Annotated in this window: 26 protein-coding genes and 2 pseudogenes; 7 read left to right on the plus strand and 21 right to left on the minus strand. The window is 44.3% G+C overall.

Annotation, left to right across the window (positions count from 1 at the left end):
- The first annotated feature begins 163 nt into the window (after positions 1-163).
- Both RTX25_RS06645 and RTX25_RS06650 read left to right on the plus strand, forming a co-directional pair.
- Positions 164-688, plus strand: a complete 525-nt coding sequence (locus tag RTX25_RS06645; RefSeq protein WP_312652005.1) for an ECF transporter S component — start codon at positions 164-166, stop codon at positions 686-688.
- Positions 669-1124: a DUF1893 domain-containing protein gene (locus RTX25_RS06650; RefSeq protein ID WP_312652007.1), complete on the plus strand. Its 456-nt coding sequence runs from the start codon at positions 669-671 to the stop codon at positions 1122-1124. The genes RTX25_RS06645 and RTX25_RS06650 overlap by 20 nt, the downstream gene beginning before the upstream one ends.
- 178 nt (positions 1125-1302) lie before the next feature.
- Here the strand turns inward: RTX25_RS06650 and RTX25_RS06655 are convergent, their stop codons facing one another.
- The 3 genes from RTX25_RS06655 to RTX25_RS06665 all read right to left on the minus strand — a co-directional run bounded on the left by RTX25_RS06655 (position 1303) and on the right by RTX25_RS06665 (position 5553).
- Positions 1303-2004 (minus strand): hypothetical protein, encoded by a 702-nt coding sequence (locus tag RTX25_RS06655; protein WP_312652009.1) that lies wholly within the window; start codon positions 2002-2004, stop codon positions 1303-1305.
- 306 nt (positions 2005-2310) lie between these two features.
- Positions 2311-3426, minus strand: coding sequence for an aldo/keto reductase (locus RTX25_RS06660; protein WP_312652011.1), 1116 nt, complete (start codon positions 3424-3426; stop codon positions 2311-2313).
- A 537-nt stretch (positions 3427-3963) separates the two neighbouring features.
- Complete coding sequence (locus tag RTX25_RS06665) at positions 3964-5553, minus strand: helix-turn-helix domain-containing protein (RefSeq protein WP_312652013.1); 1590 nt, start codon at positions 5551-5553, stop codon at positions 3964-3966.
- A gap of 302 nt (positions 5554-5855) precedes the next feature.
- Between RTX25_RS06665 and RTX25_RS06670 the strand changes: the two genes are divergently transcribed.
- Entirely contained in the window at positions 5856-7799 is a 1944-nt protein-coding gene (locus RTX25_RS06670) for an NAD(P)/FAD-dependent oxidoreductase (RefSeq protein ID WP_312652015.1), read from the plus strand.
- A gap of 17 nt (positions 7800-7816) precedes the next feature.
- A complete protein-coding gene (locus RTX25_RS06675; protein ID WP_211799298.1) occupies positions 7817-8671 on the plus strand; it encodes an SDR family NAD(P)-dependent oxidoreductase in 855 nt (284 codons plus the stop codon).
- Between the two features lie 282 nt (positions 8672-8953).
- On the opposite strand, the gene RTX25_RS06680 is transcribed toward RTX25_RS06675, so the two are convergent.
- From RTX25_RS06680 to RTX25_RS06705, 6 genes and pseudogenes are all read right to left on the minus strand, one after another.
- A complete protein-coding gene (locus tag RTX25_RS06680) occupies positions 8954-9298 on the minus strand; it encodes a group II intron maturase-specific domain-containing protein (protein WP_312652214.1) in 345 nt (114 codons plus the stop codon).
- A 27-nt stretch (positions 9299-9325) separates the two neighbouring features.
- A pseudogene (locus tag RTX25_RS06685) lies at positions 9326-10006 on the minus strand (reverse transcriptase domain-containing protein); the annotation flags it as partial.
- A gap of 220 nt (positions 10007-10226) precedes the next feature.
- Positions 10227-10358, minus strand: a complete 132-nt coding sequence (locus RTX25_RS06690; protein ID WP_312652023.1) for a hypothetical protein — start codon at positions 10356-10358, stop codon at positions 10227-10229.
- 204 nt (positions 10359-10562) lie between these two features.
- On the minus strand, positions 10563-10766 hold the full coding sequence (locus RTX25_RS06695; protein WP_312652025.1) for a hypothetical protein: 204 nt from the start codon (positions 10764-10766) through the stop codon (positions 10563-10565).
- A 213-nt stretch (positions 10767-10979) separates the two neighbouring features.
- Entirely contained in the window at positions 10980-11510 is a 531-nt protein-coding gene (locus RTX25_RS06700; protein ID WP_312652027.1) for a YcxB family protein, read from the minus strand.
- A 37-nt stretch (positions 11511-11547) separates the two neighbouring features.
- Positions 11548-12033 carry a hypothetical protein gene (locus RTX25_RS06705; RefSeq protein WP_312652029.1) on the minus strand — a complete coding sequence of 162 codons (486 nt, stop codon included), beginning with the start codon at positions 12031-12033 and terminating at the stop codon, positions 11548-11550.
- Positions 12034-12595: 562 nt separating this feature from the next.
- Between RTX25_RS06705 and RTX25_RS06710 the strand changes: the two genes are divergently transcribed.
- The 3 genes and pseudogenes from RTX25_RS06710 to RTX25_RS06720 all read left to right on the plus strand — a co-directional run bounded on the left by RTX25_RS06710 (position 12596) and on the right by RTX25_RS06720 (position 14177).
- Positions 12596-13042, plus strand: coding sequence for a DUF1576 domain-containing protein (locus tag RTX25_RS06710; protein ID WP_312652031.1), 447 nt, complete (start codon positions 12596-12598; stop codon positions 13040-13042).
- Between the two features lie 17 nt (positions 13043-13059).
- Positions 13060-13842: pseudogene (locus tag RTX25_RS06715) on the plus strand (DUF1576 domain-containing protein).
- Entirely contained in the window at positions 13842-14177 is a 336-nt protein-coding gene (locus RTX25_RS06720; RefSeq protein WP_312652033.1) for a hypothetical protein, read from the plus strand. Before RTX25_RS06715 ends, RTX25_RS06720 begins: the two are co-directional and overlap by 1 nt.
- Before the next feature lie 259 nt (positions 14178-14436).
- Here the strand turns inward: RTX25_RS06720 and RTX25_RS06725 are convergent, their stop codons facing one another.
- The 12 genes from RTX25_RS06725 to RTX25_RS06780 all read right to left on the minus strand — a co-directional run bounded on the left by RTX25_RS06725 (position 14437) and on the right by RTX25_RS06780 (position 25632).
- Positions 14437-14832, minus strand: a complete 396-nt coding sequence (locus RTX25_RS06725) for a hypothetical protein (RefSeq protein ID WP_312652035.1) — start codon at positions 14830-14832, stop codon at positions 14437-14439.
- 199 nt (positions 14833-15031) lie between these two features.
- Positions 15032-15304 carry a hypothetical protein gene (locus tag RTX25_RS06730; RefSeq protein ID WP_312652037.1) on the minus strand — a complete coding sequence of 91 codons (273 nt, stop codon included), beginning with the start codon at positions 15302-15304 and terminating at the stop codon, positions 15032-15034.
- Positions 15305-15366: 62 nt separating this feature from the next.
- Positions 15367-16812 (minus strand): MerR family transcriptional regulator, encoded by a 1446-nt coding sequence (locus RTX25_RS06735; RefSeq protein ID WP_312652039.1) that lies wholly within the window; start codon positions 16810-16812, stop codon positions 15367-15369.
- A 228-nt stretch (positions 16813-17040) separates the two neighbouring features.
- Positions 17041-17670: an orotate phosphoribosyltransferase gene (gene pyrE, locus RTX25_RS06740; protein WP_312652041.1), complete on the minus strand. Its 630-nt coding sequence runs from the start codon at positions 17668-17670 to the stop codon at positions 17041-17043.
- Entirely contained in the window at positions 17667-18368 is a 702-nt protein-coding gene (gene pyrF, locus RTX25_RS06745) for an orotidine-5'-phosphate decarboxylase (RefSeq protein ID WP_312652044.1), read from the minus strand. Before pyrF ends, pyrE begins: the two co-directional genes overlap by 4 nt.
- A gap of 17 nt (positions 18369-18385) precedes the next feature.
- Positions 18386-19300, minus strand: coding sequence for a dihydroorotate dehydrogenase (locus RTX25_RS06750; RefSeq protein ID WP_312652046.1), 915 nt, complete (start codon positions 19298-19300; stop codon positions 18386-18388).
- Positions 19290-19523: a hypothetical protein gene (locus RTX25_RS06755; RefSeq protein ID WP_312652048.1), complete on the minus strand. Its 234-nt coding sequence runs from the start codon at positions 19521-19523 to the stop codon at positions 19290-19292. The genes RTX25_RS06750 and RTX25_RS06755 overlap by 11 nt, the downstream gene beginning before the upstream one ends.
- Before the next feature lie 295 nt (positions 19524-19818).
- Positions 19819-20784, minus strand: a complete 966-nt coding sequence (locus tag RTX25_RS06760) for an ATP-binding cassette domain-containing protein (protein WP_312652050.1) — start codon at positions 20782-20784, stop codon at positions 19819-19821.
- On the minus strand, positions 20774-21853 hold the full coding sequence (locus RTX25_RS06765) for an ABC transporter ATP-binding protein (RefSeq protein ID WP_312652052.1): 1080 nt from the start codon (positions 21851-21853) through the stop codon (positions 20774-20776). Before RTX25_RS06765 ends, RTX25_RS06760 begins: the two co-directional genes overlap by 11 nt.
- A gap of 9 nt (positions 21854-21862) precedes the next feature.
- Positions 21863-22918, minus strand: coding sequence for an oligopeptide ABC transporter permease (gene opp3C, locus RTX25_RS06770; protein ID WP_312652054.1), 1056 nt, complete (start codon positions 22916-22918; stop codon positions 21863-21865).
- On the minus strand, positions 22911-23852 hold the full coding sequence (locus tag RTX25_RS06775) for an ABC transporter permease (RefSeq protein ID WP_312652056.1): 942 nt from the start codon (positions 23850-23852) through the stop codon (positions 22911-22913). Before RTX25_RS06775 ends, opp3C begins: the two co-directional genes overlap by 8 nt.
- 112 nt (positions 23853-23964) lie before the next feature.
- On the minus strand, positions 23965-25632 hold the full coding sequence (locus RTX25_RS06780) for a peptide ABC transporter substrate-binding protein (protein WP_312652058.1): 1668 nt from the start codon (positions 25630-25632) through the stop codon (positions 23965-23967).
- Positions 25633-25692: the final 60 nt, after the last annotated feature.

Raw genomic sequence — 25692 nt, forward strand, 5'->3', positions numbered from 1 at the left:
ATTTACGGACAGGCAACTCCATCAACTTTAAGTCATTTGAAATTAGCTAAAACATCAAACCGTTAATATTGTTGCTTGCATAAAAAAACCAGTTCATGAGATAATAATCAAATATAATAATCGACAGCACTTATTTATGTTATTCAACCTTTGGAGGTAAACCATGTCTAATACCCGTAAGATAACATACACTGCCCTATTCTTAGCTTTTAGTATCCTTCTCCCTCAGATTTTTCATCTGTTCGGAGGTACAGGTCCTGTATTTCTTCCCATGCATATTCCAGTTCTTATTGCTGGTCTATACCTTGGAGGCATACAGGGAGCCCTCATCGGTTTTCTTGCACCGATATTCAGCTCCATCTTTACCGGCATGCCGGTAGTTCCCATCCTCTACTTCATGATTGTGGAAGTTACGGTTTATGGATTTACGGCAGGATACTTCTATAAGAACAGAAAGCTGAATATCTATCTGTCTCTCATTCTTTCCATGGTTATCGGAAGACTGTTCCTTGCACTTACCGTATTTTCACTGCAGCCTCTTTTGGGACTCAAACTCTCACCAGAAGGTTATTTCACCGGAGCACTCATTACAGGAATCCCTGGAATGCTGATTCAGCTTATCTTCATACCCGTAGTGATCAGACTTCTTGAGAAGGCAGGTGGACATATTGTCAGAAACCATGCTTAACCTTCTTGAAGAAAAGAATGCTGCCTGTCTCATCTATAGTGGAGACAAGCTCCTTCATATCTCTGGCAGCATAGGGGTAAAGCCTCTACTGGAGTTTCTGGAGAAATATCCTGAAGGATCAGGAGAGAAAGATCTTGTCCTCATCGACAAGGTCATCGGAAAAGCTGCTCTCCTTCTCTCTGTTCATCTTGGCATCAGGGTCATCTATACACCAGTGGCAAGCAAGGCAGCAGTTGAAGCTGCAAAGCTTCACCATGTTGAGCTTCATGCAGAATCTGTGGTTCCCTATATCATAAATAGACAGAAAAATGGTGTCTGTCCATTGGAACAGTCCGTTATGGAGACAAATGATCCAGTAGAAGCATTAGTGAATATCAGAGCCGCAATCAAAATACTCATGGCCACTAAAAAGGGCACAGAGCATAATTCGCTATAAAGCATAGAAGAAGCTTATCATCTAAGATAAACTTCTTCTTTTTCAGTATCTGAATAATCATCAAGGACTTGATCTATAACTAAACGACAGAGCTTAATCACGCTTATCCTGCTTTATGTTGATTCTTTTAAGTAATGCATGAGGGGCGTTCCATCACTACTTAAAAGATCAGATCTGCTTACTTTTTAAGATCGTATGTTTTAACAATCTGGTCAGGGATCTCTCCACTGGCTTCTTTGAATACCCAACCCGAACCTTCCAGTTTACTGATATCCAGTCCTGCATCCATCAGGGGTTTCGCATCAAGAACAAAGACCATATCGGAATCATTTAATCCGAGTTCTTCCGTCCAGATCACTTCATTTGTACCCCCAAGATTAAGCACATAATGCTGCTGGTCTTCATGATACATTAAATTGTCTGTATCTTCAGCCAGAAGATTTTTCATGGATTCGTCAGAATCCTTGCCTGTTTTCTTGGTGTCAGCGATATCATATGGCAATATCAGTAGCGCGGGCTGTTCCATACCCATATCATCTTTACCGGCCTCTTGGACTATCCAGACATTCTTATCCAGTTTTTCTACATCCAGTCCTGCATTGATCAGTGGTTCCGCTTGAACGACCATGGCAAAGTCAGCTTTATTTGCCGACATATCCTGGCTCCACTCAAACTTTTCACCTGGTTCTACTTCAAATCCCCAATGCTGCAGGGAATCATGGAACCCTTTCTTTTCCGGATATGACTTAACAATTTCATTGAAGGCACTTATTCCCGAATCTGTTATATTTTCCTCTGCATTTTTGGTGCCACATGCAGATAGAGAAATAACAATCACGGATGACAGGGCAACGGTTAACATAAGCTTTAAACTATTCATTACTATTCTCCTTTGGTGTTTTATTCACTTCTATAAAATACTAAAACATTGTGGAGAACTTAAGGAGATGATCAGGTTGCTCGACGGTTCTGAAAAGCATTTATGCTTGCACTGATTTCAAACAGAAACCAGAATCATTTCATGGAATTCATTACTGGAACCTTGTCCTTCAAGATTTAACAAAAATAATCCTTCAGCACATGAAAATGCTGAAGGATTATTCGGTGTCTACCGGTTATTTCTTCGATAAGTTTTCTCTGCAGAAAAACATCTGCTCTTCGAAAAAACTGATTCTGCTATAGAGGATCAGGCAAGCGCAAGCGCCACCTTCTTCAGATCATCTATAATCGTAATGAACTGAGGACACTGAGGCTCACATTGGCCACATTCCTGGCACATGGATGCTCTCTTTGATTCATCCATGTTATGGTAGTTCTTTCTTGCCCCTTCATAATCTTCATAAATGGCACCGTTGTTCCAGATTTTGAAGTTTCCTGGGATATTCACCCCGAAAGGACATGGCATACAGTATCCGCAGGCGGTGCATTCATTCATCTGTCTGCTTCTATAGATCTTCGTCACCTTCTCCACCGCTTCACTCTCTAGAGGACTTAGAGACTGATAATCGCTAAAGGTGCGCAGATTATCATCAAGCTGACTCATCTCCGTCATACCAGAAAGAATGACCTTAACGTTCGGAAGTGAAGCGACATATCGGAAAGCCCATGATGCAACAGATCTGTCAGGACTTACTTCATGGAAGATATCTTCCATGACTTCTGGAAGCTTTGCAAGCGCTCCCCCCTTTACAGGTTCCATGATGACAACAGGTACACCCATCTTTTCCGCAAGATCATATCCCTTCATGCCCTGCTGGATGACTGTATCCACATAGTTAAGCTGAATCTGGCAGAAATCCCAGTCTCTATAAGTGAGGATTTCCTCGAATACCGGATATTCATCATGGAAGGAAAATCCGATATAGCTGATCTTTCCTTCATCGCGAAGTTTTTCCACCTCACGAATCATATCCAGTCTTTTGATGTCCTCCCAGCGATCTTTACTCAGCGCATGGAAAAGGTAGAAATCAACTCTATCCATCTGAAGTCGTCTCAGCTGCTCCTCAAAATATACTCTGACATCAGAAGTCTCCTTAATGAGCCATACTGGAAGCTTTGTCGCAAGGTAGAAGCTGTCTCTGTCATATTTTGCAAGAGCTTTCCCTACAAACTTCTCACTCTGCTGATCATGATAAGGGTATGCTGTATCGATATAGGTGACTCCACTGGCCATTGCATGATCAAGAAGTGCCTGTGATTTCTCCTCATCTATACTCTTGTCCTCATTCATGGGAAATCTCATGCAGCCATATCCCAGTATTGACGGTGATATCCCCAGTTTTTCAAATCTTCTCTTTTCCATCATGTTCCCCCTTGTTTTTAAGTGTCACAAAATCAGTATATGCTGCCATTAAAATATTCATGACTGATTTTTGACATAGAACTTCTTCTCTTGTTATCTATTTTACCATAGCCAGTAAGTTCTTTGTCATGACATGTTTTAAAGCATGGGATTTATCATGAGTTTACAGTAATCAAGCAAAAATTTTAAATCCTACCGGAAATAATAGAAACCTTCCATAGTCGTCAGATTGAAGTCCGATCTGCCCTATGGTAATCCCTGAGTATCTGCTTTGTGAAAGGCTCTTTAATGATGCTTTTCTAATTGATCCAATGAAAAGCAGAAATCACACCCTACATAATATAAACAATTAGAGGGTGTGATCTGTTACACAAGATATTAAATAAATTTGCTGAATCTGTGAAGAATATTATGTGATGATCAGAAGAACATCAATTTGCCTGTCATAAGCTTCGAGGAAAAAGCTCTTTTTGTCATGATTCACATTCATTTAAACGGTTTTGTTTTCATCCCCTGCTTCTTTCTATATAGCAATGCCTAAACTGCTACCCTGCAGTACTTCTCCACTTTAAATCCGTAGCTGAGCCTGAAAATATCTTCATTTCTCGACAGATCCAGTCCAGTCAACTCAATGATCTTATTGATTCTGTAGGAAAGACTGTTTCTGTGTATGGACAGCGCTTCTGCCGTTTTGACCATTTGAGACTGGTGCTCCACTAAAACCTGAAGGGTTTTATAGAGTTCTCCATTATGGATCTGATCGTATTTTCTAAGAATATTCAAGGCAGGATGAGCATACTGCAGAAGATCTTTCTCGTTAAGATTGCTGAGCATAATGTAGAAACTGTAATCAGAGAAATACATTATCTCTTTTTCAATCTGAAGTCTTTTTGAGATCTTATAAAGCTGAGCGCTTTGCCCATAAGCATCCTTTAACGCCATAATATCCGTGCACGGACTGCTCATGCCCATGTGGATGACACCTTGCTGGAAAAGACCAAGAAGTCTTCTCTCTTCCTCCGAAGTAAGCCTTCCATCTTGAGAAAGCCTGCAGATGACAAGTAGATTCCCTTGTTCTTCCAGACAGAAGGCACCAGGGAGAATATACTTAATCTGCTCCTTCAAGAATGTTGTGGCTTGAATACTGTTTAAGTATTCATTTGTCTTCATCATCAAGCAGCTCATCTTTTCAGGAAGTTCAATCTGATTGATTTTGAACCTGATCTTAATGAGTTCTTCATCTCCCCCATGGATCAGTTCATGAATCAGATTTTCTTCCTGAGATCCAAATACCCCCTTATGCTCTTTTGTCCGAAGAAGAACCTCACACACTGAGCTGCCCACCATTGGAAGATACTCTTCAATTAAGGCATTCTCGATTTCTCTTTTCTTCAGCATAATGACGTAGCCGACAAGTCGGTCCTTGTGGAAAATTTTACTGCATGACTTTACATAGGCAGAAAAACTGCAGTTCACCTCATAGACATCGGAGTTATGAGGGAAAGGTCTGATCTGGTCTATCTTGTGTACTTCTTTGATAAACTCATAGGAGCAGTAACCCCTCCTGATATTCGCTTTCCATATGTCATCATCAATATCTTCCATGGAGGATACGTCAAGAATTTTAAACCCGGCATCAATAATAATGACTGGATTTTCAAGTGTCTTTTCCGAAACCTTTAGTATGCTCTTAAGATCAGCCCCTCTCATGGCAAGAGCCATAAGCTCAGTCACCTGATAACTGGTCTTAAGTTTTTTCTGCATAATATTATTCACTGCCTGAAGCGCTTTCAAAGTGTGCTCTTCTCGTATCAGGGCATAGTTTGATATCATGCCGTTCTCCAGTGAATACGCCAAATGTCTGCTAACGGATTCATCCTCAAAATCTCTCTCTTTTATTCCGATAATGGCAGACAGGCCAGCCCCTTTCTCAGGGCTGTCCGCTTCGGCTTTAATCCATGATATGATCTCCTCTATATTTCCAATATAGAGCTTTTTCCTGATATTTTGAGCTCCATTCTCAAAAAGACAAATCTCACTGATTTCATCCTCTACTGTAATTTCTGATCTTAAAATCTCCAGTCTGTTTTCCTGCTTAAGTACCCTTAAGACGCTTCTGAAATCCATCACTTTCCCCTCTTTCCATTATACAGATTCTTATATTGACACCACTTGGGCAAGACGCACAAATACTCCTCTGATATTCATGCACTCCTCATCTATCGCCTTCTGAATTCATTTGTTATTATTATAACAGACTCTTCATGAATTGTCATAAATCTACATATCGCTTCAATGCCTGAACTTTTGAATCCTGAGTAAAAACTGAAAAATATATGCTGAGTACAATGATTTTTCAAGTCTTTAAAATCAGGGTTTTGTTCAAAATGCCAAAATATATTTTATGAATATCTTAAGAGGAGATTGTTATGAAATACGAAAAGTTATTTGAAAGAGGTAGAATCGGAAAACTTAACCTGAAAAACCGTGTGGTTATGCCTGCCATCGGCGTTAACCTTGCCAATTCCCAAGGAGAAGCTACAGATGTGATCACCAGGTACTACGAAGAAAGAGCCAAAGGTGGAGTTGGTCTGATCATCACGGAGATTGCTCGTATTGATGATGAATATGGTGTCGGTACACCGAATCAGCTTTCAGTCACTGAAGGGCGTCATATTCCCCATTTGGAGAGAATGATTGAAACCATTCAGAAGCATGGCACAAAAGTGTTTATTCAGCTTCATCACCCCGGCAGAGAAACCAAAAGCAGTCTCATAGGCGGAAAACAGATTGTTGCGCCTTCTGCCATCATGTGCAAGGTGACTCAGGAAATGCCGCGTGCCCTGACCACAGAAGAGTGTGAGGGCCTTGTGAAGAGCTTCATCAAAGGTGCAGTCATCTCCAAAACTGCCGGTGCAGACGGAGTAGAGATTCATGCCGCTCATGGTTACCTTCTTAATCAGTTTATCTCCCCTTACACCAACATCAGGACAGATAAATATGGTGGAAGTTTCCAGAACAGATTAAGAATTCTTTCAGAGATCATAACTGGAATCAAATACATGTGTGGAGCGGACTTTCCTGTTTCAGTAAGGATCAGCGCTGATGAATTCGTTGAGGGCGGCTTAAAGCTTCCTGAGTCGGTCAAGATCGCCAGAACCTTAGAGAGCCTGGGCATAGATGCAATCAATGTCAGCAGTGGAACCTACGAAAGTGCCACCACCATCATTGAGCCTGGATCCTATCCACAGGGATGGAAAAAGCATTTGGCTACAGAGATCCGCAAAAATGTTAAGATCCCTGTCATCGCAGTAAACAATATTAAAGACCCTCAAACTGCTGAGCAGCTTTTAAATGATGGTGTCTGCGACTTTGTTGGAGTGGCTCGTGGTCATCTGGCTGACCCCAACTGGGTAAATAAAGCAAGAGACGGAAAAAGCGATCAGATCAGAAAATGTATCGGCTGCCTAAACTGTTTTGCCGAGCTCAATCAGGGAAGACACATGAAGTGTGCGGTTAATGCCAGAGTAGGGCGGGAAATCGAATTTTCAGACCCTAATATAGATGGAGAAGGAAAGACTGTTGTGGTAATCGGTGGTGGACCTGCCGGGATGCAGGCTGCCTTACTTCTTGATCAGAGAAAGTACAGAACCATCCTCATTGATGAGAGAGAGAAACTTGGCGGAACGCTCAATGTAGCTGACAAGGCCCCCATCAAGGAGAAAGTGGCTGACATGAATAACGGAATGATCCGTGAGATTGAAGAGAGCGGCGTTGATGTGAGAATGAATACGAAGGCTACAGTAGAAATGGTGAAGGAACTGAATCCTGATGGCATTTTCGTTGCAGTAGGTGCCACGCCTGCCATTCCACCTATCCCAGGAATTCAAGGGAAAAATGTCATGCTTGCAGAAGATGTACTCACCGGGAAGTCCGTGGCCACAGGCAGAGTTGCCGTAATCGGTTCAGGACTTACAGGTCTTGAGACCGCAGAGCTTCTTGCTGACAAGGGTCATCCCATTACCCTTGTGGAGATGCAGAAAAACATCGGCCCTGGCATTAACCGCACCATTTTAGTGGACTTGATGATGAGATTCCAGAAACATGAACCTGTAATTATTCCCAATCATCGCCTGATGGGGATATCAGAAAACGGCATCACCATTATGAATCAGATGAACAATCAGGTTATGCAGATAGAGGCGGATACCGTCGTTCTTGCCCTAGGAGTAGCACCAAGGCGCTCTATGGTGAATGAGTTCTTGGACGCATTCGAGAATATCCGGGTCATCGGCGATGCAGAGAAAGCTGGGCGTATTCAGGAAGCCATTAAAGAAGGATACAGCCAGGCCTTTGCTTTCACCACTAAGTAAGAAGGGGGATTTTTACCATGAAAGATTTTAAAAATAAGGTTGCCGTTATTACCGGAGCAGGTAATGGATTCGGATTTGAAATTGCCAAAGAATGTGCAAGCCGGGAAATGAAACTGGTTCTTGCTGACATTGATGAAGAAAGTTTAACCGCTGCTGTGTCCTATTTTAAACATAAGGGTGCTGAGGTTACCGGTGTCCACTGTGACGTCACCCTCGACAGTGAAATCGGGAAAATGGTGGATACCGCTATGAACACCTATGGAAGCATTGATTTTCTTGTCAATAATGCTGGTGTCGCCATCTCAGGTCCCGTATGGGAGCTCCCTCTTCAAGACTGGGACTGGATTGTGGGTGCAAATCTCATGAGTCAGATTTACGCCATGAAACGGGTTATCCCCATCATGCTTAAGCAGGGTTCTGAGTGTCATATCCTGAATGTGGCATCCATTGCAGGACTGATCACAACAAACGGCATGCCCGCTTATCACACTACAAAGCATGCAAGTGTGGCGCTAAGTGAGAGTACAAGCTTTGATCTTCAAGCCATAAATGCCAATATCCAGATGTCCGTATTTTGTCCCGGATTTGTTCAGACAGACCTTCATCATCATGAGAACCATCGTCCTGAAAGATTCTCGGACAAGAGCGATCCATACTACAGTTCTCCTCAATATGCGGCAGGACTTAAGAGAGCCGAGTTTGTCATCACAACAGGAATGCCCATTGACAGCATAGGCATGAGTGTGATGAACGGCATCGAAGAAAATCAGTTCTACATCCTGACTCACCCGATCTATAACACCCTGGTAGGTAGACGAGTGAAGGACATCCTTGAGGGAAGAGGTCCTGATCTTAAGGTGCTAAGGGGCTAGTCTCTTCAGTCTATGCTTCAAACTGACCAGGCTTCTGGCCAATGAGACTAAATCTTCTTCTAAACTCCATGTTTTTCAGTATATCCAAAAAAACCCATTTATTCTAAAAGGCGCCGACTCCATCTGGAGACGCCGCCTTTTCATTTGGCTCTGTATGAAAGTAGTGTTGAATAAAGGTAGAGTAGGTCGGAGGAATTTCTTCCTCCTTCCCCTCATCAAACCGTGCATGCGGTTTTCCCGCACACGGCTTTCCGATGTTCTTCTTCCATGCGCATCATAACGTCAGGCCGCGAGTTTCTTCAGTCCGGCGGAGTCCAGGAGGTGCACGATTTTACGGTACCCGCCAAGCCTCCTCTTTTTCTGATGTTTCATGTTATACCAGAGGATGAGACGTTTCGTGACGTACCAGTCGAGGGTATTTAGTGCCTTCTTCGCATGTTTCAGGCCGTAGTAGTTCCTGAGTCCTACAATCTTGGGGTTCAGGATTCTGACGACCTCCTGCACTTCGAGGAGCAGGCTGCTCCTTGACTGGAACACCTCTTTGATCTTTTCCCTCATCGCTTTCTTCGCTTTCTTCGACGGCACCTGTGCCGTCGTCGTGTAGCGTCTGCCTTTTCTGGTCTCCATCTGGCTTCGCCGATGATGGAAGCCAAGGAAGTCGAACCCGTCCTTGCCGTCATACATGTTCACGAACCTCGTCTTCTCCAGGTTGAGCTGGAGGCCAAGCTTCGCCATCACATACGCCACCGCCTTATAGGCGTGGCCGATATCCTTCTTCGTCTTTGCGATGATGACGAAGTCATCGGCAAAGCGGACCAGGGTACCGAGGTGGCTGTAGTTCTTCTCCCAGTAGCAGTCCAGCACGTTGAGTTAGATGTTGGAGAGGAGCGGGCTGATGGAAGCGCCCTGTGCGGAGCCCGTTTCGGTCTCTATCACGTGGCCATCCTCCATCACACCTGCCTTCAGCCATAGCCGGATGAGCTTCGTCATCCTCCTGTCGCATATCCTTTTCTCCACCAGCTTCATGAGCTTCTCGTGGTCGATGTTGTCGAAGTATCCTTTGATATCCGCGTCCAGCACCCACCAACCTTTGTTGTTGCATTTCTTTCTGATGACCTCCAACGCCTGATGCTGGTTCCTTTTGGGCCTAAACCCGAAGGAACAGTCCCTGAAGTCCGCTTCGAAGATGGGGTCCATGACGATTTTCGCCGCGGTCTGGACCACCTTGTCATAGAGGGCATGGAACCTTCGCTGCCTGTTGTTTTTGGCGCACTGGTATAGTCCCCGCTGGAGTTCTCGTACTTTGTCTATGGTGTTGTTAGCTTTCGCATTCACTCGCGCTTACCTCCTTGGGGGACTTGAACAAAGCAGAGCCCCTTCCCTGGCCATGTTTGTGTTTTCATGACGTCACCGGTACTATGAGCTCCTCCGACTCCTTCTCTGCCAGAGGGCAATTTCACCACTTCGGGCTTATATGCCTCTGCTCTACGGCGTACGCCGTGCAGAGGAAGGTCTCTCCAGTTCCAGACCATACTTTGGATACATGTCGCTTCCTCTATACCGTGGGATTCTTTGACAGTGCGCGTCCAAGCTCTTCCTGTCTTCCATGGTCTTCGCCCATATGCCCGGGGCTTGACTTCCCATCTTTCCACTTGCGTGGCCTTTTTGACGATACGGCAGAATTCACTTCATGTTACGACCTGCATCCTTGCTAGCACTCTTCTCGAGTTACATCACCCTCCCGCTTCACACGCACCATTTCTGTTACGCATGGAGATTGGCTACTGGGGCTTCTTGGCAATTACCCCGTCCGGACTTTCACCGGCAGTATGGTCCAGCTTAGCTGGACGCACGGCATAGAAAAAGGGATTGGCATCCCTTTTATATTTTCTTATGCTTTATTCTGCAAATAATACTCCTTAACCCCAACTACACCAAGTACAATTAAACTAATTCGAATTATTGTCAGACAAATATTTGTACGGGTATGAACAAACTTACCTGTCATACTTCCATAAATCCAAAAGAAACCTAACAAAATATATAAATAATTTCTAATTAAATCTTTTCTTGTTTGGTTAGTCTTTATCTTCATTTTAACATCTCCTTATGGGAGAAAGTTTAAAGAATCAATAATATCGCAGTAACATTATATTATATATAAATATAAAGAATATATAACTTCTTCGTATATTAAATGGTTATAATTCAGATTCCTCTGCCTATCTATATATACTTATATTATACCATTTTCCAAGAAATCATTCCATTTTCAACATATATTCCATACAGAGCCTTTAATTTAACCTTATATTTTCTTATATCTCTCTTTAAGCTTATTCATCAAAAAGCTTCTAAATCCACTTACGTCTTTCACATCTATTTTTCGGATCAGTGCTGCCTGGTTTACTGTCAGATAGAATATAAAATAATCTTTGCTTTCCCTGACTCCGTAGAACTGAACATACTGAACTTCTCCAGTTGATTTAAAGGCTTCATTCTGAAGCATCATCTTATCCTCATAAAATGTCAGTTTGTTTATACTGTCAAAAGATCCCGTCTGGTCTGTCTTTATCCTCTTTGCATTTTTTCGTTCGATCTGAAAAATGATAATGACAAAAGCTGACGGTGTGAGAACGAGAAAACTGAGGATAAATCTGACCCAGCTGAACCCATAGGTATCGAATCCGATCACCACACTTCCAATAATTGACATGAATATCATCAGTGGAATCAGCAGCCTGTTTCGTCTGAACGTTGCGATATACAGAAACTTCTTATAGTCTTCCTTGGTCATTGTGGTTTCTATGTTGAATTTAGGTTCTTCTAGTCTTTCCAATGTATCCTCTCCTCAGCTGTATGGAGCAGCCTTCATTTTAAGGCTCTACTTCCATTTCATATTCAGTCATATTCTCAAGAATCTTTATAATATCTTCTATCAGTGAGAGTGCTTTTTTATTCTTCAAGAAGCCCATTTTGTTTACTTTGCCGTCAATCAGAATTTCTCTATTGCCGGCCAGGTTAATGGTATGGTCTCCTGCAGCAATACTGATCATGTGTCCACCGTAACCCTCAATAGAGCTTTCATCACCAAAATAGGAAAGACCGCGGTGGAAGGAATACCTGCTCATAATCTGCACTAACTCCTCAGCATCTGACGTTTCGTGTTCCAGAAAGTAGTCTTTTGATTCACTACTCGGTGTGCCATCAGACGGATCAATGGATCCTGCGTAATGTGATATCAACAGGTCCTCTCTTTCTGACAGGTATCTTTCAAACTTCATTGGATAGAATAAAAACGCACCAGCCGATATGGTCAGGATTATGATTATGCTGCTCAATAATAATTTTCTGCTACTCACCGAAACACCTTCTTTCTTATCATGATTGTACACTATATTTAACTAAATAATAACACCTTTATTATATCTTTTTCATATTATTTCTTCATTTTAAGGAATATTAAAAGGTCAGATTTCTTCTGCTGAAGATTAACACAGTAAAACAGAAAAAATCACAGACCCGTATCACTTTCTATAGCTGCAAAATAATAAATCAGACCACTAATCTATATTCACACATAGCACCAGTTCATTGCTATGAAATAAAACCCTGTTTTTGTGACCGCCGCTCCGGTCTATTTCTTAATAATTGTATCTATAGGCTTATATACCATCACAATTATCATAGCAGATTAATCAGTCATTCAGAATGAGGTAATGCTCCAATACCGCTTTATCTGAATGCTTGCTTTCACCGAAAATATTCTCAAAATTTGCTTTCATCCGAAGTTTCTATTTGCTATACTGGAAAAAACTTGTAGAAAAAGAAAAGAAGCACGCCTATTTGATATCATCGTCAGCACTTATTAAGAAGCCCTCCCAGAATCATCAGTCCGCACCCTATGAATTCCAGGATACTCCGGTGAAACACCGGCTGTATTTTCTTTTTATGACATCTTTCTTCACCTTCATTACAGGATTTCTATTCAATACGCCTTTTGAAATCATAAGCGGCCTTGGCAGAATCATAACTTCTCCGAGCATCCTTCTCACGGACTATATGGCAGTGGGGAATATCGGCTCGGCTTTTGTAAACAGCGGTCTGCTGATGCTTCTTTCTCTATTTCTCGCCATCAGAAGCAAAACTACACCAAGTGGTCCACTTGTGGCCGCTGTCTATACCGTCGGCGGATTTGCATTCTTCGGAAAGAATCTCTACAATATCCTGCCCATCATGGCCGGTGTTCTCTTCTATTCGAGATACCAGAAGGAATCATTCGGAAAGTTCATTCTTCCTGCACTTTTTGGAACAGCTCTTGGACCGCTGGTCAGCCAGATTTCCTTCGGCTATGAATTATCCCAGGCTTAGGCATAGTTCTGGGCATTTTGGCCGGTATTGCTGCTGGATTTATCCTGCCTCCCTTAGCCAATCATTTCATCAGATTTCATCAGGGGTATAATCTCTACAACATCGGGTTTACCGCAGGAATCATCGGGATGGTTTCCATGAGTATTCTCCGAGGCATCACTCTGGATAACCCAAAAACAGCGATCCTTCTTGGAGAGAAGAGCACAGGACTCTTCGTCTATCTGGTGCTTCTCTTCCTCTCCATGATCCTCTATGGCTACTTAACCGGTCATGACCTTCGAAGGGGACTCCCGATTCTCTTCTCAAGACCCGGTCAGCTGGTTTCAGACTTCATCGCGTCGGATGGATTCGCCGTAACCATGGTCAATATGGGTCTTCTCGGCTTCATCTCCATGGGATATCTTCTCCTTGCGGGATGAGCACTGAGCGGTCCCATCATCGGCGGAATCTTTACAGTAGTGGGATTCGGTGCTTTCGGTAAGCATGTCAAGAATGTGCTGCCCGTCATGGCCGGAATCTACATCGCAAATCTTGTCTTCCAGTGGGAAGTGTTCTCAGTCGGTTCACTCCTTGCAGCCCTTTTTGCCACTACCCTTGCTCCTGTTGCAGGTGCCTATGGCATCATTCCCGGAATCATTACGGGTTTTTTCCATATGGCTGTGGTCATGAATGTAGGTTTTCTTCATGGCGGAATGAATCTCTACAACAACGGCTTCTCCGGCGGCTTTGTCGGCGCCATACTCGTCCCTGTCCTTGATTCCCTGAATATCGGAAAAGATCATTATGAGGAGGAAACCTAATGCAGAACAGAATACGATCCGTGAAGATTCTTGAGGAAGTCATCGGTTACTTCCTCCATCACCAGATTGATCATCAGGATATCGATTTTTTCGCAGACTACGAGCGGATGGACATCACCGTATCCGGAGAAATTCCAATACCCCCAAAAGATCTTGAGCATCTCCACAACCTTCTCAATGAACCGAGAAAGCCGGAGTACGAAGAATACTACTGGAGCCTCCTGGGCGCTACGGGAAAAAGGCAGGAATTTCAGCTTCTGGGATCCCTTGTGGACAGCGGCAGCGCTCGCTGGGAAGATGGAATCTTAACTGTACACATTCAAAGAACATATTGAATGTTGTGGGAGACCTGATGGTATTACCGAAGTTCGGTAATGCTGTCGCTTCGGCTGATGACGGTCTTATGGCCGCCCTGCTGGGAAGGCTTGCAGTTTCTACGGGATGATCTTAAATTATTCCACTATGAGTGGGAATGTGTCTGAATCCGGTTCTCCGGAATCTTCAGTAATAGAAACTTCAATCAATAAAAAGAACATGCAACAGTCACATTGAACCGCTGCATGTTCTTTTATGCTCAGATATCTTTGACTGTCCCTAACTGATCTCTGAGAACTCTGATGTGCATTTTGGACAGGTGATTTTCACCTTACCCCTTCCTCTTGGGATCCTTACTTTCTGCCGACACTGTGGACAGCTGTAGAAGCGGTAGATCTTCCTTTCTTTGAAACGTCTGATCTGTCCCTGCCAGCTGCTTCCAAGTCTATGACGAAGCTGAAGATACTTCCGGTTCTGTCCGGAACATCTGTAGTAGTCCTTCGACAATATTCTGAAATAGGCAGATCCGATGGCTGCAAATCCTAAGAGATTAACCAAAGTGTTTCCTGTCAGACTGCCCATGATGATCATCGCCATACTGAGCATCATCAGAAATTTTGACAGCTCATCAACGCCATAGCGACCTCTCATGAATCCGATTATTTTCTCTTTCATTCTTGACTCCTCTTACCGTGCATTTTTTCTTTTCGTTCACAAAGAACTGCTATGCATCTGTTTAATGAACATCGTACTCCATAAAACATAAAACTTTCTTTATGGAGATATTTCAGAGCAATTCTCCTTGGCTTTAGATCAGAAAAGAGAACCCCAGATATTACTGTCATGGAGTAATATCTGGGGTGATGCTGATTCATCAGTCATATTTCTTTTCAAGTTCTCTCCAGGATGAATAGGCTAGATACAGCCCCCCTAATAGAGAGGTGATTGCCGAAACGATGAGCCTGTTTATGAAACCTTCGGACTGGAAATAGCTCTGTGAAAATCCGTGGTCTACTAAAGGAGAGATGAAACCGACCGCGACAAACAATACCAGACCCATTTTCATGATTCCCCATCTGAACATATAGGATTTCAGGCCCTGGGGTTTGATTTCTTTCCATAATCTCCTGTTTCTTTCGTCAAACATCTCTTTCTCCTCCTGAAAATCAGTTAATCCTATGGCTCTGTTCAAAGCTGTTCTGCCCTTTTTCAGTCCACATCGGCAGAAAAGGATAAACTGTAGCGATGCTTTACTGCCTCATCAAGCGGAATGAGGACCCCGCTCATTTCCTCATAACCTGTATAGTCCACTTCAGCTTCATAGTCAACGCCATATAGACTGTTACTGAAGCTTGAAAAATTCCAATTGTGTAAATAGAAGTCGCTTATCATCTCATCAAGGACATCATCAAATAGACTTACCTCTTTCTGTGCACCAGCTAATGCGAGAGTGGTCAGCATGATTTCCAGCCTGTTGCTAGAAAGGGGCATTTTCTTTCCATCGGCATTCACCTCAAAGGATACACTCTTTATGATCTGATCCTTAAGATTAAACCTGAAGGCAGGTTTTTCGTAGTAAGAAAGTTCAAGGACAACATCTTTTTCATCTCTTGTGCTGATCCACTCTCCGTACCTGTTCAATTCATAGTCTTCATCAATATCCATGATATCCTTGTAGTGATCATAGTTCTCCACAAATTCCGCAATGGTAAGTGCTCCTCTGTTTGGCGGAAGCTTCTCCACCTGAACCAGAAATACTGCAGCGGTGATCACAGCTGCCTCAAATACGATAAACAGCGCTCGACGATAGATTGTTTCACGCTTCATGGTATAGGCAATATCATAATCCCAGGGAAGAGTTTCTTCTTCATTAAGCGCTTTGTAGCTGACATAGAGCCGATAATAATTATAAAGGGGAATCTGGAAGCCGAGTCCGTAACGGACAACCTCAAAGGTTCTTCTCATGGCATCCCTGTAGGAAAGATGTTCTCCATCTGTCGATGTGATCCTCATCCCGAATATAGCTTTTCCTGGGGTAACGGCAAATCTCGAGAGAAAAAAAGGTTCAATAAGTATCATCATCAGCACCACGAGAAGAGATACGGCAAAATTCTGCAGGAAGTTAAATCTGGAGGTAACCGCCTGAAATCCCATAATCAGAATGCTGTCGAGGATAACTGAATAGATCTGTATATCGATGAGTCTTGCAATTGCCCGCCTTAATGGACGATAAACCTGCGGGAGCCTGTCTCTTTTAACCGAAAAATAGTTTGTGTTCAGCTCTTTCGACTTGTGTTCCAGCTGATTCAGATATTTTCTGACATCAAGATTCAGAAGAGAACTGTTCTCTTTCAGCATTTTACTGCAGAGCTCTTTTGCATAATTGACTTCTTCATTCTGCTCCTCAAGGATAGTCAGCTGCTCCTCCAGTATACGATCAAGAGAATCTCTTCCTTCAAAGAGGGTTCTGATCTTTTCAACAGGCACATGCAGACTTCTCAAAAGTCTTATTCTCAGCAGCCTTTCCACATCTTCATCCGAGAAATCCCGATATCCGTTATCCCCTCTTATAGGACTGATCAGGCCTTCCTTTTCATAGTATCTGATGTTGGTACGGTCCATTCCTGTCCAAAGTTCCACTTCACTGATCTTCATAGATGATTTCCTCCTTGTCTGTTATCTCTATTCTAAACTACGTACAAGGTACACAGTCAACTAAAATGTATGATAAATTCAAATAAAACCTGAAATATATATATCATTAATCTAAGTATACCGATAAACCCGCATAAGAAAAAGGACAATCCTTATCTGGATCATCCTCATCTTCTTGTTCAAACTTCTCTTGGCCTTCATGCATCCTTCAATCTTTTCTTCAGGAATCTACAGAATCCTCCATCCTTCATCCTTGGGATTTTCCATGAACACCTTCAGCTTCTCTTTGTCCCTTTTGCTGATATAGTCCATCATCAGTGCAGTATCAAGAAGCTCACTGTAGTCTGTCAGAGAATACTGGGAGACTTCATTTTCTTTCATGGATTTTTCCGCTTTCTCCATACCGTAGGTAAAGATGGAGAGAAGTCCAAGAACCTCACACCCTGCCTCTCTTAAGGCTAGAACAGCTTCGATGGAGGATCCTCCGGTTGATATGAGGTCTTCTATCACAACCACCTTCATTCCCTCATGGACCTTACCTTCAATCTGGTTCTGCTTTCCATGATCCTTTGCTTTTCCCCGAACAAACCCAGACGGTTTTCCCATAAGATAGGCCAGCACCGAGGCATGGGGAATTCCTGCAGCAGCAGTACCCATGATGCACTCGACATCGGGAAACTTCTCACTTATCACTTCTCTCATGGCTTCTATAACCTTTCCCCATTCTTCTCTATAGGAAAGAAGCAACCTGTTGTCGCAGTATATGGGTGAGATGATTCCTGAAGCCCAGGTGAAGGGCTCACTTGGTGAAAGACTCACCGCCCTGATCTTCAGAAGTATTTCTGCTATTTCCTTCATCTTTCTTCTCCTCCCAGAAATTCATTTCTGATCTTCTTGTAGACCTCATATGGGTACTCAGCCTCTGTGATGGGTCTTCCGACAACGATATAGTCCGAACCCAGCTCTCTTGCCATGGAGGGTGTCACCACTCTTCTCTGGTCACCTAGAGCACTCTCCAGAGGTCTTATCCCAGGGGTTATGGTCAGAAAATCCTTCCCCAGTTTTTCCTTAAGACGTGGCACCTCAAGTGCCGAACAGACCACCCCTTGAAGCCCTGAATCTTTTGTCATCTTCGCTAGAGACAGAACCTCATCTTCTAATGGAAACTCCACATGAAGCTCATTCTTCAGTGCATCCTCATCCATACTGGTGAGAATCGTCACGGCAATCATGAGCGGTTTAACCTCTTTATGGTTAAGCGCCTCCATAGCACATCTCATCATTTCCCCTCCACCCATGGCGTGGAGATTCATCATGTCCACATCAAGAGAGGATGCGCTTCTCACAGCGCCCATTACGGTATTCGGGATATCATGGAACTTGAGATCCAGAAACACCTTATGGCCAAGAGTCTTGATCTCAGGCACAATGGAAGGGCCCTCAGCATAGTAGAGCTCCATGCCTACCTTAACATAGACAGGCTCTGTAAACTCTCTCAGAAACTCCATCACTTCTTCTCTATCTTTAAAATCCAGGGCAATGATCACATCTTTCATATTTTTCTCTCCTTCTTCTATCGATGACAGTAGCCGACAGCATCCTTGACGCATGTAAATCCGTACTTTTTAAGCACATGTGGAAGCTCTTCGATGATTTTGGGGCAGGCATAGGGGTTCACAAAGTTTTCCGTTCCCACCGCAACAGCACTTGCTCCGGCATAGATAAACTCCAGAGCATCCTCCGCAGATGAGATTCCGCCCATTCCGATGATGGGGATATTCACCGCTTTATAGACCTCATGGACCATTCGGAGGGCCACAGGTTTTATGGCCGGACCTGAAAGCCCTCCGGTGCCATTGGCAAGAACCGGTCTTCCCGTATGTAGGTCAAGCCGCATTCCAACTAGTGTGTTGATCATGGTGATGCCGTCCGCGCCTCCTTCCTCCACGGCCTTGGCCATGGCTGTGATGTCCGTGACGTTGGGGCTCAGCTTCATGTATACCGGTTTTTCCGACACTTCCCTGATTTTCTTAGTCAGTCTGAATGCCACCTCAGGATCCTGACCGAACAGTATTCCACCTTCCTTCACATTGGGACAGGAGATGTTGATTTCAAGGGCCGAGACATTTCTGTGTTTTGAGATCTCCTCTGCAACGTACGCATATTCCTCTTCCGTGTATCCCGCAATATTTGCGATGATTTTCGTCTCGTATTTCTCAAGATACGATATCTCCTTACTGACTCCCATGAGCCCCGGGTTCTGAAGCCCTATGGCGTTCAGCATACCTGATGAGGTTTCCGCAAGCCTTGGCATGGCATTTCCTCGTCTTGGCTCCTTCGTCACCGCCTTCACCATGATGGCCCCTAAAAGAGAAAGGTCATAATACTCTTCATACTCTCTTCCAAAACCGAAGCACCCTGAAGCCGGCATCACGAGATTTTTAAGATCAAGTCCAGGAAGCTTCATCTCAAGCATTCTACTTTTCATCATTCACCTCTTTGCCTTTTGGTCTCAGTGCCTCAGCTCCAAGTTTCTTTTCGATCATTTTATCCTGCGGATCAGATCTTCTTTCGAGCTCAAAAAAGAGATTCCCCACGACCCTTTTCGAGCAGTGTGAAATCTCATTCATTCTAGACGCCAAAGTAAAGCATAATGCAGAAAAAAGATGATCTGCATGATTCGCATTCAGTCTTTCCAAGTATTTTTCCATAATAAAAACCTCCTTTACCCGTCGTAAAAAGAGGTCAGTTCACCATAACAGATCCAGATAGATTTTTCCTCTACCTCTGATCGGAAAGTATTCATCTTCTCTTTTCAGCCTCACGGGACTGATTTAAAGTATCTATTAGAATTCTAAAGGGGAATTCTCATAATGTCAACCCGCACTTTCCTTTCCCTGCCAATCTGACCCTCTCAGCTGCCTTATCCAGCTGATGATTTCTCAGGCAGTTCAGGCTGAAAAAGAGATGAGGGCTTTCCCCCTGGAAAACCCTCACCCTGTACTCTTATACCACTGTCTGCATATCATCTGTCTTCTGCATTTTTATTCCTGTCCATTTCTTAAGCTCTTCATCGGTTGCAAGCACCATATGGGTACCTCCGATATTTCTCAGCGTCCCCTTGGTATAGTCGATTCCGCTTTCTTCATAGCTGTAGTTTACCGCTTTTCTCTCCTTCTCCGTGACGGGATTGGGATGAGGAATCGCAGAAAGCAGGGACTTCGTGTAAGGGTGAACAGGATTTGAAAAGATCTCATCCGTTGTTCCCGTCTCCACCAGATGACCATAATGAAGCACTCCGATTCTGTCCGAGATGTATTTCACCATGGACAGATCATGGGCGATAAAGAGGTAGGCGATATTCGTCTTCTTCTGAATCTCCTTCATGAGGTTCACCACCTGAGCCTGAATGGAAACATCCAGCGCACTTATGGCTTCATCCGCAATGACAAGATCCGGATTCATGATGAGGGCTCTTGCGATTCCGATACGCTGACGCTGTCCTCCTGAAAACTGATGAGGATAACGATTGGCATGTTCATGGGAAAGACCGACAAGGTCTAGAATGTCATAGACTCTCTTTTTTCTCTCCTCCGATTTCATTTCTGGATGATGGATATCAAGACCAAGCGCAATGAGATCCATTACTTTTTTCCTCGGATTCAGCGAAGCCATGGGATCCTGAAAGATCATCTGCATGTTTGTCCGAAGCGCTTTCGAAGTGTTCTTATCAAGCTTTCCGGAAATATCCATACCCTTGAAGAGGATTTCGCCGTCTGTAGGGTCATAAAGCCTGATGACTGAGCGTCCGATGGTCGATTTTCCGCTTCCGGATTCCCCTACAAGTCCATAGGTTTCCCCCGGATAGATCTCGAAGGATACGCCATCCACAGCTTTCACATAGAACTTTCTCGAGACTCGGAAGTGCTGCTTGAGATTCTTTACTTCCAGTAGAGGTTTTCTATTTTCCACTTTCCATAACCTCCTTCTTCATGGCATTGATTCTGACTTTGAGCTGTGCGGGCATTTCCACTTTCGGTGCATGCTCATGCAGCAGCCACGTGCTGGCATAGTGGGTATCCGTGATCTTGAACATCGGCGGCTCTTCTCTATGGTCTATATTCAGCGCATAGAGATTTCTCGGTGCAAAGGGATCGCCCACCACCTGATTCAGAAGGTTAGGCGGACTGCCCGGAATGGCATAGAGAGACTGTTCGGTCTTCTCAAGGCTCGGTATGGCGGAAAGAAGACCCCAGGTATAGGGATGGCGGGGATCAAAGAAGATCTCTTCCGTGGTTCCTTTTTCGATGAATTTTCCCGCATACATCACGGCCACATAATCGGCTACCTTTGCCACCACACCCAGATCATGGGTAATGTAGATGACCGAGATGCCCAGTTTTTTCTGGACCTCTTTGATCAGTTCAAGAATTTTGGCCTGAATGGTCACATCCAGTGCAGTCGTCGGCTCATCGCAGATAAGCACTTCCGGATCGCAGGCCAGTGCTATGGCGATCACCACCCTCTGTCGCATTCCCCCTGAAAGCTGATGAGGATAGTTCTTCATTCTTTTCTCCGGTTCCGGAATCCCCACAAGATCAAGCAGCTCGATGGCTTTCTTTCTTGCTTCGTCTTTCATTTTACCATAATGGTAGATCATCCCTTCCATGACCTGTGACCCAATGGACATGGTGGGATTAAGAGACGTCATGGGATCCTGGAAAACCATGGCAATACGTTTGCCGTTGATCCTTTTTCTCATCTGTGTTCTGGAGAGTTTAAGCAGATCCTCATGAATCTCTTCTTCTTTTCTTCTGTATGTGAAATCGATGGATCCGCTGTTTACGGTCTCATTGCCCGATAAAATCCCCATGATGGCCTTAACCGTAACAGACTTCCCGCTCCCGCTCTCCCCTACAATGGCGACAGTGTCCCCTTTATACAGGGTGAAATCCACGCCACGGATGGCTTTGATCTCACCTGCTGAGGTCTTGAACGAGATGGACAGGTTTTTTATATCCAGCACTACTTCTTTTTGCATAGCATTCACCTACATTTCTTTCATTTTAGGGTCAAAGGCATCACGCAGACCGTCAGCCAGAAGGTTGAAGCTCAGCATGATCACCGCAAGAACAATCACCGGAAATACGATCATATACGGATGTGTGGTGAACGACTTGAAGGCATCACTGATGAGCGATCCAAGGGATGCATTCGGTGCAGGCACGCCAAGTCCTACAAAGGCCAGGAAGGCTTCTGTAAAGATGGCATTAGGCACGGAAAACATCGACATGATGATCAGCTGTCCGAAGATGTTGGGCAGAATCTCCTTGAAGATGATGAAAAAATCCTTCGCCCCTAAAGTCTTTGAAGCCAGGATGAAATCCTGCTCCTTCAGCTTCAGCACCTGTGCCCTTGCTACTCTACTCATTCCGATCCAGCCCGTAAGGGCAAGCGCGAGGGTGATGGTAAGCAGTCCAGGCTTCAGGACGATGATGAGAAGAGTCACGAGAACCAGTGTGGGAATCCCGTTTAAGATCTCAGACAGTCTCTGCATGATCATATCCACTCTGCCGCCGAAATAACCGGAAACAAGACCGTAGCTCATGCCGAAAAGCATATCCACAAGCACTGCAACAAGAGCGATATAAAGAGAAATTCTTGTACCTGCCCAGGTTCTTGTAAAGATGTCACGACCCAGTACATCCGTACCGAACCAGTAGTAGGTGTCTTCAAGGCCGGTTTCCTTTTCAGGATTCACGTATCTGTTGACTTCCACAACACCTGTGGAGGTGTTCATGGTTTCTGATCCGTCAAAGAGGCCGATGCCAAGATTTTCGATGCTCTTCACTCTAGGCGCCAGATTCTGATGCTGAATGATCTGAGAATCGAAGGTGTACTCATTCATATTCGGCCCGAATACCGCCATCATAATGATCAGGAGGATGAAGACCAGTCCGAAGATGGCTCCCTTGTTCTTCACAAATCTCATGAAGATGTCTTTCCAGTAGGATTCTTTTGCATAGGATTCATCCACAAAATCGTCCTGATTTTTTCTGATCAGTTCAAAGTCATCCGCTTTAAATTCATAGGTCTCGTTATTCATGGAGATCCTCCTTTGCAAGTCTTATTCTTGGATCGATGATGCCGTAGAGAATATCCACCACAAGCATGATCCCGATAAACATGACACTGTACACAAATGCCAGGGCAATGATGACATTGTAGTCATTGGACTGAATGGCCGTGACCATAAGAGAGCCGATTCCTGGAATGGAAAAGAGCTTCTCGATGACAAGGCTACCTGTCATAAGGCTGACCACAAGCGGTGCAAGCACGGTGATAATGGGAATCAGGGCATTTCTTAAAGCATGAACCAGTACAAGTCTCCTGTTGTCCAGACCCTTGCTTTCGGCAAGAAGCATATACTCCGAACCCAGCACTTCAAGCATTTCGGTTCTTGTGAATCTCGCCACCGTCGCAATGGTGAACATGCTGAGGGCTACAGTCGGAAGGACTGTGGACTCGAAAGGTGCCTGAATGTCATAGAGAAGAGGGAACCACTTCAGCTTGAAACCCATGGAATAGATCAGCGCCATGGCAAACACATAGGAAGGAAGGCTCACACCCAGCACCGAAATCACAGTCGTCAAGGTATCAAAAATGGTATTGTGCTTGATTGCGGCAATCAGCCCCAGTATGATTCCGATCACGGTTCCTGCCAGTACGGACTGAGCTCCGATTCTCAGCGACAGAGGTAGTCTTGACTGCAGAAGCTGTGTTATCGGTGTATTCTTCGAAATATTGTAGGATACACCAAAGTCCCCGGAAACCATTGCTTTCAGGTAACTGAAAAATCTCAGAAATAAGGGTTTATCCAGGCCGTATTTCGCATTGATGATGGCTCTTTGCGCCTGTGTCAGCTTTTCATCGTTAAATGGAGAGCCCGGCATGAGCTCCAGCATAATGAACAGAATAAAAAGAATGACAAGCAGCGTCAATGCGGAGATACCGATACGTTTTAAAATATACTTTTTCATAACACTTCTCCTCATGATATTAAGTCGGAAAACAGAAGAAGGACGCCGCATTTTTTATGTGTTCTTAAGCAGCGTCACACTCTTCTTCAGTTTATATAAGATATAGGGATAACTAATTCTTCTTTGCGTTCTTGAAGACTCTGTTGATGCCCACTGAGTGGAACTCTATGCCTTCAACCCCGCTTCTTACCATGACTGCATCACCTTTCTGATATACAGGTAAGATGACCGCTTCATCCATGACCATTTTTTCAGCATCCTTAAGTGCTTCCCATCTGGCTTCAAGATCAAGGGCAAGATCACCCTTCTTCGCATCTTCAATCAGTGCATCATATTCGGCATTCGACCATGATCCGTAGTTGTTTGAACTGTCTGAAGTCCACATATCGAGGTAGGTCATAGGATCTGCATAGTCTGGGCCCCATCTTGTCAGAACAAGCTCGTAGTCTCCGGCCTGCATTCTTTCCACACGATTTTTCTTCGGCATGGTCTGAAGTTCTACAGTAAGACCAGGAAGAGCTGTCTGCCACTCGGTCTGAAGGAACTGCGCAACATTTATGGAAGCTTCAGTATCTTCAACGAGCATGGTGTAGGTCAGTTCTGTGACACCCAGTTCTTTAAGACCGGCATTCCAGAATTCCGCTGCCTTCGTTTTATCGGTAGCAAGGTAAGTATCAGAAGTCTCTCTGAAGTCTTTTCCATCTGGACCTGTTGCCAGAAGAGAAGGCACTGCAAAGTCCGCTGGAATAGATCCGTCTTTCAGAATATTGTCGGCAATGGCAGTCTTATCAAAAGCCAGGGCCATAGCAGTTCTGATATTCACATTTTCAAGACCTTTAACAAGCTGATTTGGAGAAACATACCAGAGGTATCCTGCCACAACATTCACGAATTCAGGATCGTTCATGAACTGTTCGACCTGTTCTCCGGAAAGGGTTGCCACATCAAGATCTCCGTTCTGATAGGACAGCATGGTCTGCTGTGAATCTTTGATGACCTGATACTGGATACCTTCCAGTGCTACGGCATCAGCATCCCAGTAGTCCGCATTCTTCTCCAGAGTGATGGTTGTCGCTGCAGGCTCGTATGCGGTTACCTTGAAAGGCCCGTTTGCAAGCAGGGTTTCGGGTGAAGTTCCATAGCTGTCTCCTTTTGAAGTGAAGAATTCTTCATTCATAGGAAGGAAGGATGGGAAGGACATAAGGGATTCAAAGTATGGCACTGGAAAATCAAGTTCCACGACCAGTGTTTTTTCATCCTCTGCCTTGACACCCAGTTCATCAACAGCCATTTCACCTGCTGAGATCGCATCGGCATTCTTGACGCCGGCTACGCCCATGATGAAGGCATATTCACTGGCCACTTCAGGATCAACAAGTCTCTTCCAGGCAAATACAAAATCCTGTGCGGTGACTGGTGTCCCGTTTGACCATTTGGCATCTTTAAGTTTGAAGGTATAAGTCAGTCCGTCTTCACTCTTCTCTACGGTATCGACCATAGCAGGGATCGCTGAACCGTCCGCATCTACGGAATAGAGTCCTTCTGTTACAGCAGAAATGACTTCAAAGGATGTCCCATCTGTTGCAATCTGTGGATCCATGGAAGCAACTTCCACGTTAAACTGCACTTTCAGAACATTATCTCCGACTTCGCCTGACGCTCCCGGTGTTTCCGGAGTACTGCCAGGAGTTTCTGCAGGGGTATCCGTATTGCCGCAGGCGGTGACCATCATCACGGCTGCAAGAATCATGGACATTGCAAGAATTCTTTTTTTCTTCATGATTTTCCTCCTTGGATTTTATTGATTATTCCCGCCCTAAGAAACAGCTGTCCATATCTC

Origin of the sequence: Proteiniclasticum sp. (genome assembly GCF_032054185.1) — a bacterium.
Classification (GTDB): domain Bacteria; phylum Bacillota; class Clostridia; order Clostridiales; family Clostridiaceae; genus Proteiniclasticum.

What these genes read in the sequence shown, in the direction of transcription:
- RTX25_RS06645 (WP_312652005.1), top strand. Translation starts at nt 164, where the DNA reads ATGTCTAATACCCGTAAGATAACATACACTGCCCTATTCTTAGCTTTT.
- RTX25_RS06655 (WP_312652009.1), bottom strand. Translation starts at nt 2,004, where the DNA reads ATGAATAGTTTAAAGCTTATGTTAACCGTTGCCCTGTCATCCGTGATT.
- RTX25_RS06660 (WP_312652011.1), bottom strand. Translation starts at nt 3,426, where the DNA reads ATGGAAAAGAGAAGATTTGAAAAACTGGGGATATCACCGTCAATACTG.
- RTX25_RS06665 (WP_312652013.1), bottom strand. Translation starts at nt 5,553, where the DNA reads ATGGATTTCAGAAGCGTCTTAAGGGTACTTAAGCAGGAAAACAGACTG.
- RTX25_RS06670 (WP_312652015.1), top strand. Translation starts at nt 5,856, where the DNA reads ATGAAATACGAAAAGTTATTTGAAAGAGGTAGAATCGGAAAACTTAAC.
- RTX25_RS06675 (WP_211799298.1), top strand. Translation starts at nt 7,817, where the DNA reads ATGAAAGATTTTAAAAATAAGGTTGCCGTTATTACCGGAGCAGGTAAT.
- RTX25_RS06680 (WP_312652214.1), bottom strand. Translation starts at nt 9,298, where the DNA reads ATGGAGACCAGAAAAGGCAGACGCTACACGACGACGGCACAGGTGCCG.
- RTX25_RS06695 (WP_312652025.1), bottom strand. Translation starts at nt 10,766, where the DNA reads ATGAAGATAAAGACTAACCAAACAAGAAAAGATTTAATTAGAAATTAT.
- RTX25_RS06720 (WP_312652033.1), top strand. Translation starts at nt 13,842, where the DNA reads ATGCAGAACAGAATACGATCCGTGAAGATTCTTGAGGAAGTCATCGGT.
- RTX25_RS06725 (WP_312652035.1), bottom strand. Translation starts at nt 14,832, where the DNA reads ATGAAAGAGAAAATAATCGGATTCATGAGAGGTCGCTATGGCGTTGAT.
- RTX25_RS06730 (WP_312652037.1), bottom strand. Translation starts at nt 15,304, where the DNA reads ATGTTTGACGAAAGAAACAGGAGATTATGGAAAGAAATCAAACCCCAG.
- RTX25_RS06735 (WP_312652039.1), bottom strand. Translation starts at nt 16,812, where the DNA reads ATGAAGATCAGTGAAGTGGAACTTTGGACAGGAATGGACCGTACCAAC.
- pyrE (WP_312652041.1), bottom strand. Translation starts at nt 17,670, where the DNA reads ATGAAGGAAATAGCAGAAATACTTCTGAAGATCAGGGCGGTGAGTCTT.
- pyrF (WP_312652044.1), bottom strand. Translation starts at nt 18,368, where the DNA reads ATGAAAGATGTGATCATTGCCCTGGATTTTAAAGATAGAGAAGAAGTG.
- RTX25_RS06750 (WP_312652046.1), bottom strand. Translation starts at nt 19,300, where the DNA reads ATGAAAAGTAGAATGCTTGAGATGAAGCTTCCTGGACTTGATCTTAAA.
- RTX25_RS06755 (WP_312652048.1), bottom strand. Translation starts at nt 19,523, where the DNA reads ATGGAAAAATACTTGGAAAGACTGAATGCGAATCATGCAGATCATCTT.
- RTX25_RS06765 (WP_312652052.1), bottom strand. Translation starts at nt 21,853, where the DNA reads ATGCAAAAAGAAGTAGTGCTGGATATAAAAAACCTGTCCATCTCGTTC.
- opp3C (WP_312652054.1), bottom strand. Translation starts at nt 22,918, where the DNA reads ATGAATAACGAGACCTATGAATTTAAAGCGGATGACTTTGAACTGATC.
- RTX25_RS06775 (WP_312652056.1), bottom strand. Translation starts at nt 23,852, where the DNA reads ATGAAAAAGTATATTTTAAAACGTATCGGTATCTCCGCATTGACGCTG.
- RTX25_RS06780 (WP_312652058.1), bottom strand. Translation starts at nt 25,632, where the DNA reads ATGAAGAAAAAAAGAATTCTTGCAATGTCCATGATTCTTGCAGCCGTG.